The 17,032-nt window shown below is 68.3% G+C and carries 17 protein-coding genes; 13 read left to right on the forward strand and 4 right to left on the reverse strand.

The window, feature by feature from the left end; genetic code table 11:
* Window positions 1-12: 12 nt before the first annotated feature.
* The 4 genes from ACT4N3_RS01420 to ACT4N3_RS01435 all read left to right on the forward strand — a co-directional run bounded on the left by ACT4N3_RS01420 (window position 13) and on the right by ACT4N3_RS01435 (window position 5,771).
* Window positions 13-522, forward strand: a complete 510-nt coding sequence (locus ACT4N3_RS01420; RefSeq protein ID WP_444853420.1) for a hypothetical protein — start codon at window positions 13-15, stop codon at window positions 520-522.
* Between the two features lie 149 nt (window positions 523-671).
* Window positions 672-2,816, forward strand: coding sequence for a methylmalonyl-CoA mutase (gene scpA / locus ACT4N3_RS01425; protein WP_444853421.1), 2,145 nt, complete (start codon window positions 672-674; stop codon window positions 2,814-2,816).
* Window positions 2,813-3,796: a biotin synthase BioB gene (bioB, locus tag ACT4N3_RS01430; RefSeq protein WP_444853422.1), complete on the forward strand. Its 984-nt coding sequence runs from the start codon at window positions 2,813-2,815 to the stop codon at window positions 3,794-3,796. The genes scpA and bioB overlap by 4 nt, the downstream gene beginning before the upstream one ends.
* A complete protein-coding gene (locus ACT4N3_RS01435; protein ID WP_444853423.1) occupies window positions 3,786-5,771 on the forward strand; it encodes an ATP-binding response regulator in 1,986 nt (661 codons plus the stop codon). Before bioB ends, ACT4N3_RS01435 begins: the two co-directional genes overlap by 11 nt.
* Here the strand turns inward: ACT4N3_RS01435 and ACT4N3_RS01440 are convergent.
* A complete protein-coding gene (locus ACT4N3_RS01440) occupies window positions 5,759-6,454 on the reverse strand; it encodes a response regulator (RefSeq protein WP_444853424.1) in 696 nt (231 codons plus the stop codon). The two genes, ACT4N3_RS01435 and ACT4N3_RS01440, sit on opposite strands and share 13 nt — an antisense overlap.
* 192 nt (window positions 6,455-6,646) lie before the next feature.
* On the opposite strand from ACT4N3_RS01440, the gene ACT4N3_RS01445 reads away from it, so the two are divergent.
* On the forward strand, window positions 6,647-7,126 hold the full coding sequence (locus tag ACT4N3_RS01445) for a hypothetical protein (protein ID WP_444853425.1): 480 nt from the start codon (window positions 6,647-6,649) through the stop codon (window positions 7,124-7,126).
* A 127-nt stretch (window positions 7,127-7,253) separates the two neighbouring features.
* Complete coding sequence (nagZ, locus tag ACT4N3_RS01450; RefSeq protein ID WP_444853436.1) at window positions 7,254-8,258, forward strand: beta-N-acetylhexosaminidase; 1,005 nt, start codon at window positions 7,254-7,256, stop codon at window positions 8,256-8,258.
* On the opposite strand, the gene ACT4N3_RS01455 is transcribed toward nagZ, so the two are convergent.
* Window positions 8,255-8,773 carry a hypothetical protein gene (locus tag ACT4N3_RS01455; RefSeq protein WP_444853426.1) on the reverse strand — a complete coding sequence of 173 codons (519 nt, stop codon included), beginning with the start codon at window positions 8,771-8,773 and terminating at the stop codon, window positions 8,255-8,257. The two genes, nagZ and ACT4N3_RS01455, sit on opposite strands and share 4 nt — an antisense overlap.
* 86 nt (window positions 8,774-8,859) lie before the next feature.
* Here ACT4N3_RS01455 and ACT4N3_RS01460 point away from each other — a divergent pair, with 86 nt between their 5' ends.
* The 5 genes from ACT4N3_RS01460 to tatC all read left to right on the forward strand — a co-directional run bounded on the left by ACT4N3_RS01460 (window position 8,860) and on the right by tatC (window position 11,944).
* Window positions 8,860-9,624 carry a segregation and condensation protein A gene (locus ACT4N3_RS01460; RefSeq protein WP_444853427.1) on the forward strand — a complete coding sequence of 255 codons (765 nt, stop codon included), beginning with the start codon at window positions 8,860-8,862 and terminating at the stop codon, window positions 9,622-9,624.
* A gap of 169 nt (window positions 9,625-9,793) precedes the next feature.
* Window positions 9,794-10,402, forward strand: a complete 609-nt coding sequence (gene scpB, locus ACT4N3_RS01465; RefSeq protein ID WP_444853428.1) for an SMC-Scp complex subunit ScpB — start codon at window positions 9,794-9,796, stop codon at window positions 10,400-10,402.
* Window positions 10,403-10,431: 29 nt separating this feature from the next.
* The gene (locus tag ACT4N3_RS01470) at window positions 10,432-10,692 is read left to right on the forward strand and encodes a twin-arginine translocase TatA/TatE family subunit (protein WP_444853429.1); all 261 of its coding nucleotides are present in this window, start codon (window positions 10,432-10,434) and stop codon (window positions 10,690-10,692) included.
* Window positions 10,693-10,724: 32 nt separating this feature from the next.
* Entirely contained in the window at window positions 10,725-11,147 is a 423-nt protein-coding gene (tatB, locus tag ACT4N3_RS01475) for a Sec-independent protein translocase protein TatB (RefSeq protein WP_444853430.1), read from the forward strand.
* Window positions 11,144-11,944: a twin-arginine translocase subunit TatC gene (gene tatC, locus ACT4N3_RS01480; protein ID WP_444853431.1), complete on the forward strand. Its 801-nt coding sequence runs from the start codon at window positions 11,144-11,146 to the stop codon at window positions 11,942-11,944. Before tatB ends, tatC begins: the two co-directional genes overlap by 4 nt.
* Before the next feature lie 54 nt (window positions 11,945-11,998).
* Here the strand turns inward: tatC and ACT4N3_RS01485 are convergent, their stop codons facing one another.
* On the reverse strand, window positions 11,999-12,112 hold the full coding sequence (locus tag ACT4N3_RS01485; RefSeq protein WP_444853437.1) for an entericidin A/B family lipoprotein: 114 nt from the start codon (window positions 12,110-12,112) through the stop codon (window positions 11,999-12,001).
* 363 nt (window positions 12,113-12,475) lie between these two features.
* On the opposite strand from ACT4N3_RS01485, the gene ACT4N3_RS01490 reads away from it, so the two are divergent.
* A complete protein-coding gene (locus ACT4N3_RS01490) occupies window positions 12,476-14,548 on the forward strand; it encodes a protein-disulfide reductase DsbD family protein (protein ID WP_444853432.1) in 2,073 nt (690 codons plus the stop codon).
* Here ACT4N3_RS01490 and ACT4N3_RS01495 read toward each other — a convergent pair.
* A complete protein-coding gene (locus ACT4N3_RS01495) occupies window positions 14,545-16,224 on the reverse strand; it encodes an amidohydrolase (protein WP_444853433.1) in 1,680 nt (559 codons plus the stop codon). The two genes, ACT4N3_RS01490 and ACT4N3_RS01495, sit on opposite strands and share 4 nt — an antisense overlap.
* 233 nt (window positions 16,225-16,457) lie before the next feature.
* Between ACT4N3_RS01495 and ACT4N3_RS01500 the strand changes: the two genes are divergently transcribed.
* The coding region (locus ACT4N3_RS01500) for an arginyltransferase (RefSeq protein ID WP_444853434.1) at window positions 16,458-17,032 on the forward strand (575 nt) is incomplete at its 3' end.

The following is a 17,032-nucleotide window of genomic DNA, read 5'->3' on the forward strand; positions in this document are numbered from 1 at the left end:
GGAGAGGGAACGATGAGCGGAACGGCAATCTGGCTGGCGATCCTCGGGCCTTTGCTCACCTTCGCGGGCCTCTTCATCGGCGCTTATTTCGCGCGCAGCCGCGAAGCCGCCAAATACCGGCAGGACCGCATTACGGAGGCCTATACCGCCTATATCGATGCTGTCGCCGGCGCATCGGGCCCGCGTGTCATGCAGGTGATGCAAAAGCTGACCACCGGACAGGCGCTTGCCTCCGACGAGCTGGCCGCGATGGAGGCGGCCAATGCGCGTTTCGTCACCGCTCATTCGGCGGTGCTCATCTACGGCTCCAAGGAGGTGGTCTCCGCGCTGAGCCATTTCTACGATACGGGCGGCGATCCCAGGAAGCCGGCCAGCCGGGACGCCTATCTGGCGCTGGTCCGGGCGATGCGCCGCGACAGCGACGCCGCGGACTATGACGCGTTCGATGGTCATGTCGACAACATCCTGGTGACCGGTCCGATGAAGCGGCAAGCCGCGATGACGTCGATCGCGGCGCATTAGCAGGGCATCATCATCGCTCGTTCCGAGCATAGGGGAGGGGGTTGCGGGAGCTTTGGGCCTGTCCGCGGGGCAGGCTTGCTCCTGCAACGGCACTGAGTCCGGGCATACGCCCTCGACTTCGCTCGGGACGAGCGGGTAGGTTGGTGGTGATGAACGATAGGAAGCCCACCCGCACCGATTGGGACACCGCCGCCCATAAGGAGGTGAAGGGCAAGGACCTCGTCTGGCGTACGCCTGAAGGCATCGACGTCCAGCCGCTCTACACCGCCGAGGACGCCGCCAGCCTCGATCCCGGCCTGCCCGGCTTCGCGCCGTTCACGCGCGGGCCCTATGTCTCGATGTACACCGGGCGGCCCTGGACGATCCGCCAATATGCCGGCTTCTCGACCGCCGAGGATTCCAACGCCTTCTACCGCCGCAACCTCGCGGCCGGGCAGAAGGGCCTTTCGGTCGCTTTCGATCTCGCCACCCATCGCGGCTATGACAGCGATCATCCGCGCGTCGTCGGCGATGTCGGCAAGGCGGGGGTGGCGATCGACACGCTCGCCGACATGCAGATCCTGTTCGACGGCATCCCGCTCGACAAGATGAGCGTCTCGATGACGATGAACGGCGCGGTGTTGCCGGTCATGGCCTTCTACATCGTCGCCGCGGAGGAGCAGGGCGTGAGCCAGGAGAAGCTCGCCGGCACGATCCAGAACGACATCCTGAAGGAGTTCGCGGTCCGCAATACCTATATCTATCCGCCCGCGCCCTCGATGCGGATCGTCGCGGACATCATCCAATATTGCTCGGCCAACATGCCGAAGTTCAACTCGATCTCGATCAGCGGCTATCACATGCACGAGGCCGGGGCGACGGCGGTGCAGGAGCTCGCCTTCACCCTCGCCGACGGCGCCGATTATGTCCGCGCGGCGATGGCCAAGGGGCTGGACGTGGATGCGTTCGCGCCGCGGCTCAGCTTCTTCTTCGGCATCGGCATGAACTTCTTCATGGAGGTGGCGAAGCTCAGGGCTGCCCGCCTGCTCTGGCATCGGATCATGGACGGTTTCGGGGCGAAGAACGGGAAGTCCAAGATGCTCCGCACCCACTGCCAGACCAGCGGCGTGTCGCTGACCGAGCAGGACCCCTACAACAATGTCATCCGCACCACCCTGGAGGCGCTGGCGGCGGTGCTGGGCGGCACGCAGAGCCTGCACACCAACAGCCTCGACGAGGCGGTGGCGCTGCCCACCGATTTCTCCGCCCGAATCGCCCGCAACACGCAGCTCGTCATCGCCGAGGAGAGCGGCATCCCCAATGTCGCCGATCCGCTCGGCGGGTCTTATTATGTCGAGAGCCTCACCAGCGAACTCGCCGAGAAGGCCTGGGCGCTGATCCAGGAGGTCGAGGCAATGGGCGGCATGACCAATGCGGTCGCCGAAGGCATGCCCAAGCGCCGGATCGAGGAGGCCGCGGCCGCCCGCGCCGCGCGGGTCGATCGCGGCGAGACGGTGATCGTCGGCGTCAACCGCTACCGCAAGGCTGAGGAGGATCATCTCGACATCCTCGAGGTGGACAATGCGAAGGTCCGGGCCGGCCAGATCGCGCGGATCGAGAAGACCCGCGCCGAGCGCGATCCGGCCAAGGCCAAAGCGGCGCTTGATGCGCTCCGCGACGGCGCGAAGGGCGATGCGAACCTGCTCGCACTTTCGGTCGAGGCCGCTCGCGCCCGCTGCACGCTCGGCGAAATCAGTCTGGCGCTGGAGGACGCGTTCGGCCGCTACGGCACGGTGCCGACGCCGGTCGAGGGCATTTACGGCGCCGCCTGGGCGGACGATCCGGCCTGGTCGCGCGCCGAGGACGGGGTGCGCGGCATCGGCCGCCGGCTGGGACGTAAGCCCCGCATGCTGGTCGCCAAAATGGGTCAGGACGGCCATGATCGCGGCGCCAACCTCGTCTCCTCCGCCTTCGCGGACCTGGGCTTTGAGATCGTCCCCGGCCCGCTCTTCCAGACGCCCGAGGAAAGCGCCCGGCTGGCGGTCGAGAAGCAGGTCGACGTGGTCGGCGCCTCAAGCCTGGCAGCCGGCCATAAGACGCTGGTGCCGGAGCTGATCGGCCATCTCCGCGACTTGGGCCGGCCGGACATCAAGGTGGTCGTCGGTGGCGTCATCCCGCCGCAGGATTACGACATGCTGCGCGAGGCGGGCGTGCAGGCGATCTTCGGCCCCGGCACCAATCTGGTCGAGGCGGCCGGCGAGGTCTTGAAGCTGCTCGGCCACAACCTCCCGCCTTTGGAAGAGGCCGCCGAATGACCCCGACGCGCGACGACATCGCCGCCTTGTTCGAGCTGCCGCTGCTCGATCTGCTCTGGCAGGCGCAGCAGGCGCATCGTGCCCATCATGCGCCGAACGAGGTTCAGCTCTCCACCCTGCTCAGCATCAAGACCGGCGGCTGCCCGGAGGATTGCGGCTATTGCTCGCAATCCGTGCACGCCAAGACCGGGCTCAAGGCCGAAAAGCTGATGGACGCGGACGCGGTGCTCGCGGCTGCGGCCGAGGCCAAGGCGGCGGGATCGGGCCGCTTCTGCATGGGCGCCGCCTGGCGTGAGCCCAAGGACCGCGACATGGACGCGCTCTGCGAGATGGTCGCGGGCGTGAAGGCGCTGGGCCTCGAAACCTGCATGACGCTCGGCATGCTGACCCGGAGCCAGGCCGATCGCCTCGCCGAGGCCGGGCTCGATTACTACAACCACAATCTCGACACCTCGCCCGAACATTATGGCGCGATCATCACCACCCGGACCTATGCGGAGCGGCTCGACACGCTGGAGCATGTCCGCGCCTCGGGCATGGCGGTGTGCTGCGGCGGCATCGTCGGGATGGGCGAGAGCCGCGAGGATCGGGTCGGCTTCCTGCACGCGCTCGCCACCCTGCCGGAGCATCCTGAGAGCGTGCCGATCAACGCGTTGGTGCCGATCAGGGGCACCGTGCTCGGCGACATGCTGGCCGATACGCCGCTCGCCAGGATCGACGAGATCGAGTTCGTTCGTACCGTCGCGGTCGCCCGCATCCTGATGCCGCGTGCGATGGTCCGACTCTCCGCGGGGCGCGAGAGCATGAGCGAGAGCACCCAGGCGCTCTGCTTCCTCGCCGGCGCCAATTCGATCTTCACCGGCGACAAGCTGCTCACGACGGGCAATGCGGGCGGTGACGCGGACGCGGCATTGTTCGCGAAGCTCGGGCTAAGCGCGATGGTGAGCGATCAGCCGGCGAGGATGAGGGTTGCCGGATAGACCCGAGCGTAAGGGCGAGGCCGGCGTCTCGCTGTTCGGGCGGGGCGCGCCGCCGCTGCTCGGCCGCATGTTCTGGCCGCCGCCGCGGTTCCCGGCGGAGATGGAGGCCGAGTATCGCGCCGATTCGCTCCGCCGCTGGACGGTCGCGCGGCAGGTGGCGATTGTCCTGATCGCGGCCTTTTGGGTCTCCTATTTCGGCTGGGACTGGTTCCACGGCTATCGCAACCAGGATTTCAGGCCGTCGCTCGGCGGCATCCTGATCCTTCGTGGGCTGGGCACGCTCGCCGTCGCCGGCGCGGCGGCTGTCATGCTGCTCGGCCGCGACAGCCACCGCGCGACGAACGGCGCCCTCGCGGCCTGCGCCATCGCGCTCTATTTGCTGTCGCTGGGGATGATCGCGATCACGACCTTCCCCTACAATTACCTCTTCTATTTCATCTGCCTGCCGCTGATCCTCACCTTCCTGTTCGGCATGTTCCGACTCGACAGCCGGCTGGTTTATGCGCTCGCCGGCTTCTGTCTTGTCGCGAGCGTCAGCTTCCTCGGCTTCGCCCAGACCACCGATCTCGCCCAGCCGGACAATCTGCCGCAATTTTTCGCCAAGTCGCTCTCTTACTACAATGTCGCGGCGATCGTGTTCCTCTTGAGCTTCTCATTGATCGGCTGCGCGGTCGCGGTCGAGCTGGAGCGCTCGGCGCGGGACGCCTTCGCCCGCGAGAGCCAGCTTTCCGACCGCAACGAGCGGCTGGAGGCGGCGCGGGAGGAGACGCGGGTCAAGACCCAGGCGCTGGTCCGCGCCAAGGACGAATTGCGCGCGCTCGCCGAGCGGCAGAATGCGGCCAAGTCGAAATTCCTCGCCGACGCGGCGCACGATCTTCGCCAGCCGATGCAGGCGCTGACCAACCTGCTCGGCGCTGCGCGCCATGCGTTGGGACAAGGCGCGGCCGGAAAAGCGGACAAGATCCTCGGCCTCGCCCAGGACGCTTCGCGCCTCACCCGCACCTCGTTCAATGCGGTGCTCGACATTTCGCGGCTCGAATCGGGCTTCGTCGAGGCGGAGCTGGCCGATGTCGACCTGCCGGCTTTGGTCCGCGAGGTCGCCGCGCCTTGCTTGGTGGCGGCGCAGGAGAAAGGCGTCGAGGTCCGCTTCCGCTGGCGCGTGGCTCCGGCGATCGGGGCGCGTTCCGACCGCCATCTTCTCGGGCGTGTGATCGGCAATCTGCTGGCCAATGCGATCGCTTATGCCGATCCGGCCAAGGGCGCGCGCCAGGCGGTGCTGGTCGGGATCGTCTGCCTGCCGGGCCGGATCAGGATCGATGTGGTCGACAATGGCGTCGGCATCGCGGAATCGGACTGGGCGCGGGTGTTCGATCCCTTCGTCCAGCTCCGCAACGCCGAGCGCGACCGGGAAAAGGGCGTCGGGCTCGGCCTGTCGATCGTCGCGGCGATCGTGCCGCTGCTGCCGGGGCACCGGATCGACATGCGTTCCCGGCCCGGATCCGGAACCCGCTTCTCGCTCGATTTGCCCTATGCCGATGATGCCATCAGCGGCGCGCTGGCGGTCGATCCGGCGCTGGCCGAGGAGGCGTCAGACCTGGCCGGGCTTTATGCGCTCTATGTCGAGGACGATGCCTTGGTCCGCGCCTCGGCTGTCACCTTGTTCGATACGCTCGGCATTCGTCACGAATCGTTCGCCAGCCTCGCCGAGCTGGAGGCGGCACTGCCCGGCATTGAGCGCGACCCGGACGTGCTGATCACCGACTATCGCCTGCCCGAGGAGCGGACTGCGGAAGATGTCGTGAACGTGACAAGCGCGGCCTTCGATCGCGCGCTGCCCCTCATCGTCGTCACTGGCGAGATGGGATCGTTCGACGGTCCCTGGCTGGCCGGCGGCAGGGTGCTGAGGAAACCAGTCTCGCCAGAAGCTTTGGTGGCGGCAATCGGTGCAGTAGTCGCACCGGTTCAGGCGGTCTGAACCGGCTCCGGCTTCGGCACGGCGATCCCGCGGCGCGACACTTCGATCATCAATTCGGTCCGCCGCACGACATGGAAGATGCGGAACAATTTCGGCAGATAGTCCTTGCGGACCGTCCCTTCCTCGATCCCCATGTTGCGGGCGATCAGCTTGTTGGGCAGTCCCTGGCAGACATAATAGAGTGCCTCGAGCGTCCGTCCGGTGATGCCGAGCGATTCCGGCAACACGATCGCGGGCGCCGCGGGCTGGGCCGGTGAGAAGCCGCCACGACCGATCACCGTCGCCGGCAGGAAGATACTGCCCGAAAAGACGGTGTCCAGCGCGCGGCGGAACAGGCCGTCGCTCTCCATGTCCTTGACGATATAGCCGCTCGCCCCCTCGGCGAGGCAGCCCATGACGAGTTCTTTCTCGGCATGTCCGGAGAGCATGATTGCACGCGTGTCGCGCTCGCCCTCGCGCAGCCATTTCAGGAAATCGAGGCCGGATCTGGCTGCCTTCAGGTCGATGTCGAGGAAGGCAATGTCGATCGGCCCCGTCTCGGCCAGCGCGACGGCCTCCTCGTAGCTCGCGGCCTCGCGGATGCGGGCGTGCGGCTCGCTGATCTGGATCAGGGCGCGCATGCCGGCGCGCACCAGCGCCTGGTCCTCCAGGATCAGGATGTCGAGCGGGCGGGCGGGGGTCATGCGAGGGCTCAAGGCGTTCATCGAGGCGCAATGTAGGCGGCACGGCCGGGCGCAGCCATCCGACACATGTCGGGCCAAAATTCGGACATAAGCGGGAATGACCATTTCGTCGCCGTCATCGATGATCCGCGCTGTCGATCGGGCCGCCGGTTTCGCGTCGGCGCCGGGTTCAACCAAGGTGGGAGTATCGTCATGTCCATTCGTTCCAAGCTTGCCGTCGCTTTGGCGCTGGCGGCAAGCGTCGCCGTCATTCCGGCCTCGGCGCAGAATTTCAACCTGGCGCCGAACTACGGCACCGTGAATCTGCGCACCGGCTTTCCGCGCGATCCGCATGTCGTCAATGTCCGCTCGGGCGGCAATATCGATGCGAGCCGGATCAACGCCAATTGCCGCGGCTTCATCTCGGATGCGCCGGACGTGCGGCTGAACTTCGTCGCCGGCAGCCGGCTGCCGCTGATCATCTCGGCCGATTCGGGCGCCGATACGACGATCGTCGTCAACGGGCCTGACGGCCGCTGGTATTGCGACGACGATGGCGGCGAGCGGGGGATGAACCCGTCGGTCCGCTTCAGCAACGTCCAGTCGGGCCGCTACGAAATCTGGGTCGGCACCTATGGCGGCCGCACGCTGCATCCGGCCCAGGTCCACATCTCCGAGCTCACCAGCCAGTAAACCGGGCCTCGCGTCGCGGCCGGTGTTTGGGTCGTGGCGTAATCAGCGGGAGGGGGAAGGGGGCGTCCATCGCGGCGCCCCCTTTTCGCATCTGACTTTGCGCGGCGGAGGCGATATGCGTCTCGAGATGCTCTCCGCGATCTTCAGCCTGTCCGGCCCCGCCCTTACCGACGCCGAGCAGACCCTGTTCGGCGGTGCCGACCCCGCCGGCTATGCCCTTTTTGCCCGCAATTGCGTCGATCGCGCCCAGCTCCGCGCGCTGACCGATACGCTGCGCGACCTCTCGGGCCGTGCCGACGTGCCGATCCTGATCGATCAGGAAGGCGGACGGGTGGCACGGATGAAGCCGCCGGAATGGCCCGCCTTCCCGGCCGGCGAGGCGTTCGCCGCGCTCTATGAAAAAGCGCCGATCAGCGCGATCGAAGCGGCGCGTGTGAACGGCACGGCGCTCGGCCTGATACTCGCCGAGGTCGGCGTGAACGTCGATTGCCTGCCGTTGCTCGATGTCCGCCAGCCGGGCGCGAACGACGTGATCGGCGATCGGGCGCTGGGCGACGAGCCGATGAAGGTCGCGGCGCTCGGCCGGGCGATGCTGGACGGGCTGGGAGCGGGCGGCTGCGTCGGCGTTATCAAGCACATGCCGGGCCACGGCCGGGCGATGGCGGACAGCCATAAGGAGCTGCCGGTCGTCGACGCGACCGACGAGGAGCTGGAGATCGACGTCGCGCCGTTCCGCGCGCTGAACGACGCGCCGATGGCGATGACGGCCCATGTCCTCTATCGCTGCTGGGACGCCGAGCGGCCGGCCAGCATCTCGCCGACGATCATCGCCGGCATCATCCGCGACCGGATCAGCTTTGGCGGCCTGCTCATGTCGGATGATATCGGCATGGAAGCGCTTAGCGGTACGCCGGTCGAACGGGCGCGCGCAGTCATCGATGCCGGCTGCGACCTCGCACTCCATTGCTCGGGCAAGCTGGACGAAATGGAGGCGATCGCGGGTGCGCTGCCGCCGCTGACCGACAAGGGCGCAGAACGGCTCGCACAGGCGATGGCCGGCGCGGGACAGGGTGGGGCGGACGATTTAGCGGCCCTGATCGACAAGCGGGACGCGCTGCTCGCTTATGCCTAGCGCCGCCGAGGCGGGGTTTCGAAACTCAGGCCGTTCAGCGTCCTCATCGTGATCGGACCCCTCGGCTGCGCCGGGATCAGGGCGCGGGCCTGGTGAAACAGCCGCGTCGCGTCGGGCCCGGCCCGGGTGCGGACGCAGAGCGTCACCTCGCCCTCGCGGCCCCAGCGTTGCGCGTCGAAGCCGGTCACGGAGCGGTCGCCGACCAGCATCGACTGGACCCGCTCGCGGACGGGATTGTCGATCCCGGCGCCGTAACTGGCGAAGGCGATGGCGAGCGGGCAGCCGGCCTGCGTCCGGCCGCCGGTGACGGCGCCCACCCTGGGCGGCGGAGGAGGCGGCGGAGGCGGCGGCGGGGGCGCAGACTGCTCCTGCGTCTGGTCGCGAATGACGCCGTCCAATGCGGGCGGCGCAGGCGATGGAGGCGTTGACGCAGCCTGCTCCCGCCCCGGCTCGGCGACCGTCGTCGCACAGCCGGCGAGCAGAGCGAGGCAAAGCAGGATCGGCCACCGTGTCACGACTTAAGCGCTAACCGATCGTTTCGCTGTGGAAAAGTCGCCTTTCGGCTTCGACTTCCGCCACTGGCCTGCCTAATCTTGCCCGCGTGACCGACGATTTCGACGATTTCGAGCCTTCCCGCCCCGCTTCGCCGGACGAGCGGCTGACGCTTGATCTCGACGGCTGGGAGGGGCCGCTCGATCTGCTGCTTACGCTCGCCCGCGCGCAGAAGGTCGATCTGGCGAAAATCTCGATCCTCGCTCTGGTCGAGCAATATCTCGCCTTCATCGCCGACGCGAAGCAGCTCCGGCTGGAGATCGCGGCCGATTATCTCGTGATGGCGGCCTGGCTCGCTTATCTCAAATCCTGCCTGCTGCTGCCGCGCGACGCGGCGGCTGACCCGAGCGCCGAGGACCTCGCCGCGCGGCTGCAGCTCCGCCTCCAGCGGTTGCAGGCGATGCGCGAGGCCGGCGCGCGGCTGATCGCCCGCGACCGGCTCGGCCGTGACGTCTTCGCGCGCGCCCGGCCCGAAGGGCTGAAGCTTGTCCGCCGCGCCGCCTGGCGGGCCGATCTCTACGATCTGATTTCCGCCTATGGCATCATCCGCGCACGCGGTGAACCGTCGGTCCACATCGTTTCGCGCCGGCCGGTGATGACGCTGGACGAAGCGATTCACCGGCTGGAGCGGATGATCGGCATGAAGGTCGAATGGACCGCGCTCGAGGCCTTCTTGCCGGACAGCGACGATCCCGAATATCGGCGCTCCGCGCTCGCCTCCAGCTTCGTCGCCACGCTGGAGCTCGCGCGGCTCGGCAAGCTGCAGCTCGACCAGAAACGCAGCTTCGCGCCACTTTATGTGAGGGCGGCATGAGTGTGATCGCGCAACTCATTTCTTCCCCTCCCTTCCAGGGAGGGGATCGAGGGGTGGGTGTGCGCGTCCGCGCGCCAAAAGAATCATGCGGCGTAGTAGCGAACCGCCGGCGTCGCGCCGGCGCTCCGCTAACCCACCCCCATCCCCTCCCTTGCAGGGAGGGGAGAATATGAACGAGCTGGACGACGCGCGGCGTGCCGTCGAGGCGGTCTTGTTCGCCGCCGAAGATCCGATGACGGCCGCCGAGCTTGCGCTTCATGTCGGCGCCCGGGTGGACGTTACAGCGGCTCTTGCCGATCTTCAGTCTCACTATGCCGGCCGCGGCGTCGAGCTGGTCGAGCGCGGCGGGCGCTGGCATTTCCAGACCGCCGCCGATCTCGCTCAGATGCTGCGCCGCGAGCGCGAGGAGAGCCGGCGGCTCTCGCGCGCCGCGGTCGAGACGCTGGCGATCGTCGCCTATCACGAACCGGTCAGCCGGGCGGAGATCGAGGCGATCCGCGGTGTCCAGATCAGCAAGGGCACATTGGACGTGCTGATGGAGGCGGGCTGGATTCGCCCCGCCGGCCGTCGCGAGGGGCCCGGCCGGCCGCTCACTTATGCCACCACGCCCGATTTCCTGACCCATTTCGGCCTCGCCAGCCGGCGCGATCTGCCCGGCATCGACGATCTCAAGGCGGCCGGCCTGCTCGACCCGATCGACGCCGCGCTGGGGCAGCTTGTCCTCGAACGCGACGATACCGACGCGGACGAACTGGAAAGTGACTCCGAACCGGCCTAGATAGGGCGGGACATCGGGAGAATCTTCACATGGGTGGTTTCAGCCTCTGGCATTGGCTCATCGTCGGCCTGGTCGTGCTCCTGCTGTTCGGCAAGGGCCGGTTCAGCGACATGATGGGCGATGTCGCGAAGGGCCTGAAGAGCTTCAAGAAGGGCATGAGCGAGGACGAGGAGGCCGCGGCGGCGCAGCGGCGGATCGAGGCCGCGCCGCCGCAAGCGGCGCCGACCGCGGCCGCGCCAGCCGAGCCGACCCCGGCGGCGACGCCCGCGCCGGACGCCGAGCGCCGCTGATCTTTTCGCCCGGCCAGAATTGAGGACGACGCGTGTTCGGGATCGATTCCGGCGAACTGTTCATCATCGCGATCGTCGCTTTGCTTGTCATCGGGCCGAAGGATCTGCCGCGCGTGATGCGGGCGATCGGCAATTTCGTCGGCAAGGCGCGCGGCATGGCGGGCCATTTCCGCGCCGGCGTCGACAATATGATCCGCGAATCCGAGCTTCAGGACATGGAAAAGCTCTGGAAGGCCAATAACGAGCGGATCATGCGCGCCGCGCCGCCGCCTGCCGACAGCGACTGGGGCAAAGGCGAGGAACCCGCCGAGCCGGCCACGCCCGTCCTCCCGTCGCCGGCGGCCGCGGATCCTTCGCGTCCGAAGCCGCCGCCGGCCCGGCCCCGCCGCCCGCGCGGCAAGGCGGCGAGCGGTCCCGTTGCGCCCACGGCGCCGCCAGCGGATGATGCGGCATGAGCGACGAAGAGCGGAACGAGGAGGGACTGGACACCAGCAAGGCGCCGTTGCTCGAGCATCTGATCGAACTGCGCCGCCGCCTGCTTTGGAGCTTCGTCGCGCTCGCGGTGGCCTTCGGCGTGTGCCTTTATTTCGCCCGGCCGATCTTCGGTATCCTCGTCCAGCCGTTGCTCGCCGCCGGCCAGGGGCGGCTGATCTACACCAACATCTTCGAGGCCTTCTTCGTCGAGATCAAGGTCGCCTTCTTCGCCGCCTTGATGGTCGCCTTCCCGATCATCGCCAACCAGATCTGGCGCTTCGTCGCGCCCGGCCTCTATTCGAAGGAGAAGAAGGCGTTCGCGCCCTTCCTGATCCTCACGCCCTTCCTGTTCGCGACGGGCGCCGCGCTCGCTTATTATTTCGCCATGCCGGTCGCGCTGCGCTTCCTGCTCAGCTATCAGGGTGACGTCGGGGGCGTGACGGCCGAGGCCTTGCCGGCGATCGGCAATTATCTCGATTTCTCGATGCGATTCATCTTCGGCTTCGGCGTCGCCTTTCTGCTGCCGGTGCTGCTGATGCTGCTCGAGACGGCCGGGCTGGTGACGCGCCAGCAGCTGAAGAAGGGCCGGCGCTACGCGATCGTCATCGCCTTCGTCGTCGCGGCGGTGCTGACCCCGCCGGACGTGGTGTCGCAGCTGCTGCTCGCCGTGCCTTTGGTGCTTCTCTACGAGGTTTCGCTGGTCGCGATCTGGTTCACCGAGCGCAAGCGCAACCGCAACCGCGCCAAGACAGAGGCGGCCGAGGCGCCCGCCCCTTAGAAAAAGCGCCGCCTCGCGCGGGACGGCGCTTTGTCACATGATCTCGCGCGACGCCTAGTGGTCGCCGGCGTCCTCGATCGCGCGGCCGGCCGACTGCACATCGCGGCCCGCGCCCTCGACGGTGTTGCACGCGGCCAGCACCAAAGTGCTCGTCGCCATCGCGATCATCAGCAGCTTCTTCATTTCATTCTCCCTCGCCCGGGACGAGAACCATGCGTCCGAGCCATGATTCCCGTCAATGCCGGCGCGCCTCCCCGGTTCCGCGCGCGTGACGAAACGACGCGCGGATGCGACAAAGATTCCGGAGCCGAAAAGATTTGAGCCCGGAATGCGCCACCGGGGGGGAGGGGGTTGACGCGTTCCGGGCCCATTCTGTCGGATAGCGAGAGCGGGGGGGCAAAAGGTCACTATCCAAGCCGCTCAACGAGGCCGTGCGGCAAAGGTTCCAAGATTCTTTCGAGAATTTTTTCGCCGCTTCGGGGCGGGCGCGGACCGGCTCGCCTGCGCGATGGTCCATGCTATAGCGCCGGCATGACTCGCGCCGGCGCGCTCCTCATTCTGCTTTGCGCGCTGCTGGTCGGCGCGCCCGCCGCGGCGCAGCGCCGGATGGATGTTTCGCTGGTGCCGGAGACGGCCAACGTCCTCCCCGGTACGACGCTCACGGTCGCTTTCGTGATGCGGCCGGGCACCAGTTGGCATGGCTATTGGCGTAATCCTGGCGATGCCGGCGCGGAGCCGCGTGTGCGCTGGCGGCTGCCCGAGGGCTGGCAGGCCGGGCCGCTGCAATATCCCGCCCCCGATCGCCTGATCGTGATGGGCCTGATGAACTATGTGTTCGAGCGCGATTATGCCCTGCTCGCGACGATCCGGGTGCCGGCGGATGCCGAGCCGGGCGTCGCCTCGCCGATCGACGCGCGGCTCGAATATCTCGTCTGCACCAACGAGGTTTGCGTGCCCGAGGAGGCGGATGTTTCGGTTGAGGTCGCCACCCGCGCGCCGGGCCGGCCTAATCCGGCCTTCGCGGCTTACCGGCAGGCGCTGCCGCGCCCCTTGCAGGGCGAGGGGCGGTTCGAGGCGACGAACGGCCGCATCAGGCTTGCCATCCCGGTGCCGGCCGGCGCCGCGCTGTCGGAGCCTTATTTCTTCCCGGCGACGAGCGATGCGCTCAGCCATGCCGCGCCGCAGACCATCTCGCGCAACGGCGACGTCCTGGTCATCGAAACCGGCGCGGGACCCAGCGCGGTCCGGCTCGGCGCGATCGAAGGGGTGATCGAGCTCGCGCCCGGCGTCGCGCTGGCGCTGACCGCGCGACCCGGGCCGGTGCCGCCGGCGGGCGCGACCCTCGCCACCGTGGGCGGCGGGGCGAATGCGCCGCCCGGCGCTGACAACTCGGTCGCGTCCGGGGGCAGTGGAGATGGCGCGGAGGCGTCGATCCTGCTCGCCTTGCTCGGCGCGCTAGCCGGCGGGCTGATCCTCAACGTCATGCCCTGCGTCTTCCCGATTCTCAGCCTCAAGGCGCTGAGCCTTGCCCGGGCCGGTGCCGACGAGGGCACGGCGCGGCGCGAGGCCCTGGCCTATTCGGCCGGCGCGGTCCTTATCTGCCTCGCACTCGGTGGCGCATTGCTCATCCTGCGCGCGGCGGGCGTGGCCGCGGGCTGGGCGTTCCAGCTTCAGGATCCGCGCATCATCCTGGTCCTGCTGCTGCTCGTCATCGCGATCGCGCTCAACCTCGCCGGCCTTTTTCGCTTGCCGACGCTCGGCGGCGGCGACGCGCTCACCGGTCAAAGCGGAGCGCGGGGTGCCTTCTTCACCGGCGCACTCGCCGCGTTCGTCGCGACGCCCTGCACCGGCCCGTTCCTCGGCTTCGCGCTGGGCGCTGCGCTCGTGCTGCCCGCCTGGGCGGCGCTGGCGGTCTTTGCCGGACTGGGCCTCGGCCTCGCTTTTCCCTTCCTGCTGCTCGGTTTCATTCCGGCACTCCGCAGCCGCCTGCCGAAGCCCGGCGTCTGGATGGAGCGCTTCCAGCGCCTGCTCGCCGCGCCGATGCTGCTCACCGCCTTGGGCCTCGCCTGGGTCCTTGGCCGGCAAACGGGCGTCGATGGCATGGCGCTCGGCCTTGGCGCGGCGCTGCTGCTCGGCCTCGGTCTCTGGTGGCTCGGCCGGCGGCAGGACGGGCGTAGCCTTTGGCCCGCCTTCATCGTCATCGCGCTGGCGGTCGTCGCGCCCTTGCCCTTCATCCAGACGGCCGAAGGAGCGCCAGTGGCCGAAGGCAGCGCGCTTGGCGCCGAGCCGTTCAGCGAGGCGCGGCTTGCCGCCCTGCGCGCCTCCGGCCCGGTCTTCGTCTATTTCACCGCCGACTGGTGCCTGACCTGCAAGGTCAACGAGCGCGCCGTGCTCGACCGGGCCGAGGTGGCCGAGCATTTTCGGGCGCGGGGGGTCCGCACCCTCGTCGGCGACTGGACGCGCGGCGATCCGGCGATCACCCGCTTCCTGGCCCGGCACGGCCGCTCCGGCGTGCCGCTCTATCTCTATTACGCTCCGGGTCGGGAGGCGGAGGTGCTGCCGCAGCTTCTTACCGTCGGCACGATGACCAGCCTCGGCGGCTAGCGCGCGTCGCGCTCGCGCCGGTCCCAGACCTTGCGGCCGCCGACATAGGTCTCCAGCACCCGGGTCTCCCTGATCTCGCGCTGGCCGAGATTGTTGAAGATATCGCGGTCGATGAAGATGAAATCCGCCTGTCGACCGGGCTCCAGCGAGCCGATCTGCCCTTCCGCGAAGGACGCATAGGCCGCGCCCCGCGTGAAGGCATCGAACGCCTGGAGCAGCGTCACCCGTTGCTCCGGCAGCCAGCCGCCGGGGGGTTGGCCCTGTCCGTCCTCGCGGCTGATCGCAGCGGCGAGGCCGTGGAAAGGGTTCGGGCTTTCGACCGGGAAATCCGAGCCGAAGGCGAGCGGCACATTGTTCGCGATCATGCTGCGCCAGGCATAAGCGCCGCCCAGCCGCTCGAGCCCCATCCGCGCTTCGGCCATCAGCCGGTCACTGGTCTGGTGAACCGGCTGCATCGAGGCGATGATCCCATGCCGGGCGAAGCGGGGCAGATCGGCCGGATCGACGATCTGGGCATGCTCGATCCGCCAGCGCCGGTCGCCGCGATAGGTGTCGGCAAGCTCCTCGATCGCGTCGAGCAGCGTGGCGTTCGCCCGGTCGCCGATCGCGTGCACCGCGACCTGGAAATTATCCATCGCCGCCCGGCTCATCAGATTCTTGAGCACGGTGTCGGTGACGAGCGGCAGGCCGCGCTGGCCCGGTGCGTCGCGATAGGGCTGCTTCAGCCAGGCGCCGCGCGAACCAAGCGCGCCGTCGAGATAGAGTTTCACGCCGATCATGCGAAGCCGCTGGTCGTAGAGCCACGGTGTCGGCCTGGTGCCGGCGATGGCGAGCAGATTGTCGATGCCCGAGGCGTAAGAGAGGATGCGGACATTGAGCTGGCCGGCATCGCCGGCGCGGCGCATCACGCTCCAGTCCTCGACGCTCGTGCCCATGTCCGCGACGGCGGTGAGGCCGTTGGAGAGCAGGATTTCCTGTGCCCGCTGCAACGCCCGGTCGCGGGTGACCGGCAGCGCGGGCGGCACCGCCTGATCGACCAGCCGCATCGCCGCGTCGACGAAGATGCCGCCGGGATTGCGCCCCACCCGCTCGATCCTGCCGCCGGACGGCGCCTGGCTGGCGGCGGTGACGCCGGCTTCGCGCATCGCGACGGCATTGGCCCAGCCGGCATGGCCGTCGACGCGCCTGAGCCAGATCGGCCGATCGCCGGCCAGCCCCTCGAGGTCGGCCGCTGTCGGGAAGCGGCCGAGGTTCCAGCGCTCCTGGTTCCAGCCGCGGCCGATGATCCAGCGCGGCGTCGGATTGGCCGCGGCATAGTCGCGGATGCGCTGCTGCGCCTCGGCGAGGCTGTTGGTGTCGCTGAGGTCGAGCTGGATCGCCCCCATGCCCAGGCCCATGACATGGCCATGCGCGTCGATGAGGCCGGGGATCAGCGTCCGGCCGCGCCCGTCGATCAGATAGCGGGTCTGCGGCCGCCGCTCGCCGCGCTCGAGCAATTGCCGCACCCGTCCGTCGTCACCGATCCACAGCGCGTTGAAGCGCACCAGCCGGCCGCCCCGCAGCGTATAGCCATTGACGTTCTCGACCAGCTGGTCGGCGAGCGCCGGCGTTCCCACGCAGGCCGCGAGCACGAACAACAACAACGTCCGGAAGAGTGAGAGAAGGTCGCGCCCCATGATGCCTCGCTTTGCCCGGACCTCGCGATACGCATAGTTCGCGACGCGCGCCAGATGGCGCCCGGAACCGACGACCTTAACGTTCGTCCGTTACCGGTCGACCCGTCGTCGTCCCGTCCTGGAACGGCTCGGCGCATAGGTGCCTTCCTCGTCGCAAGCGCCCTTTCCAAGGCCCGGCCGCCGGCTCATAAGAATCCCACGACAGATTCACTCATTCCCGCAGGAACCCGGCGTTGAGCGCACCTTTCCGTTTTCCCCGCTTCTTCGTCACCACCCCCGCGCCTTGCCCCTATCTCGCGGGCAAGACCGAGCGGAAGGTGTTCACGGAGCTCTCCGGCCCGCATGCCGGCGAGCTCAACGACGCGCTCGGCCGGATCGGTTTCCGGCGCAGCCAGAACGTCGCCTATCGCCCGTCCTGCCTCGATTGCGCCGCCTGCGTCTCGGTCCGGGTCGTCGCGCCCGAATTCCAGCCGAGCGCGACCCAGCGCCGGCTGCTCAAGCGCAATGCCGATCTCGAGGTCACCGCCTGCAAGCCCTGGGCGACGGAGGAGCAATATGAGCTGCTCCGCCGCTATCTGCAGGCCCGCCACCCCGAAGGCGGCATGGTCGACATGGACGAGCGCGACTTCTCGGACATGGTGGAGCATAGCCCGGTCCGCACCTATCTCGTCGAATATCGCGAGCCTTCGGTGGGCGGCCGTCCAGGGCGGCTGGTCGGCGCTTGCCTGACCGACCAGCAGGCCGACGGCCTCAGCATGATCTACAGCTTCTTCGAGCCGGACGCATCGGTCCGGGCGGGCATGGGCAC

The sequence above is a fragment of the Sphingosinicella sp. genome (assembly GCF_052388015.1).
GTDB lineage: Bacteria > Pseudomonadota > Alphaproteobacteria > Sphingomonadales > Sphingomonadaceae > Allosphingosinicella.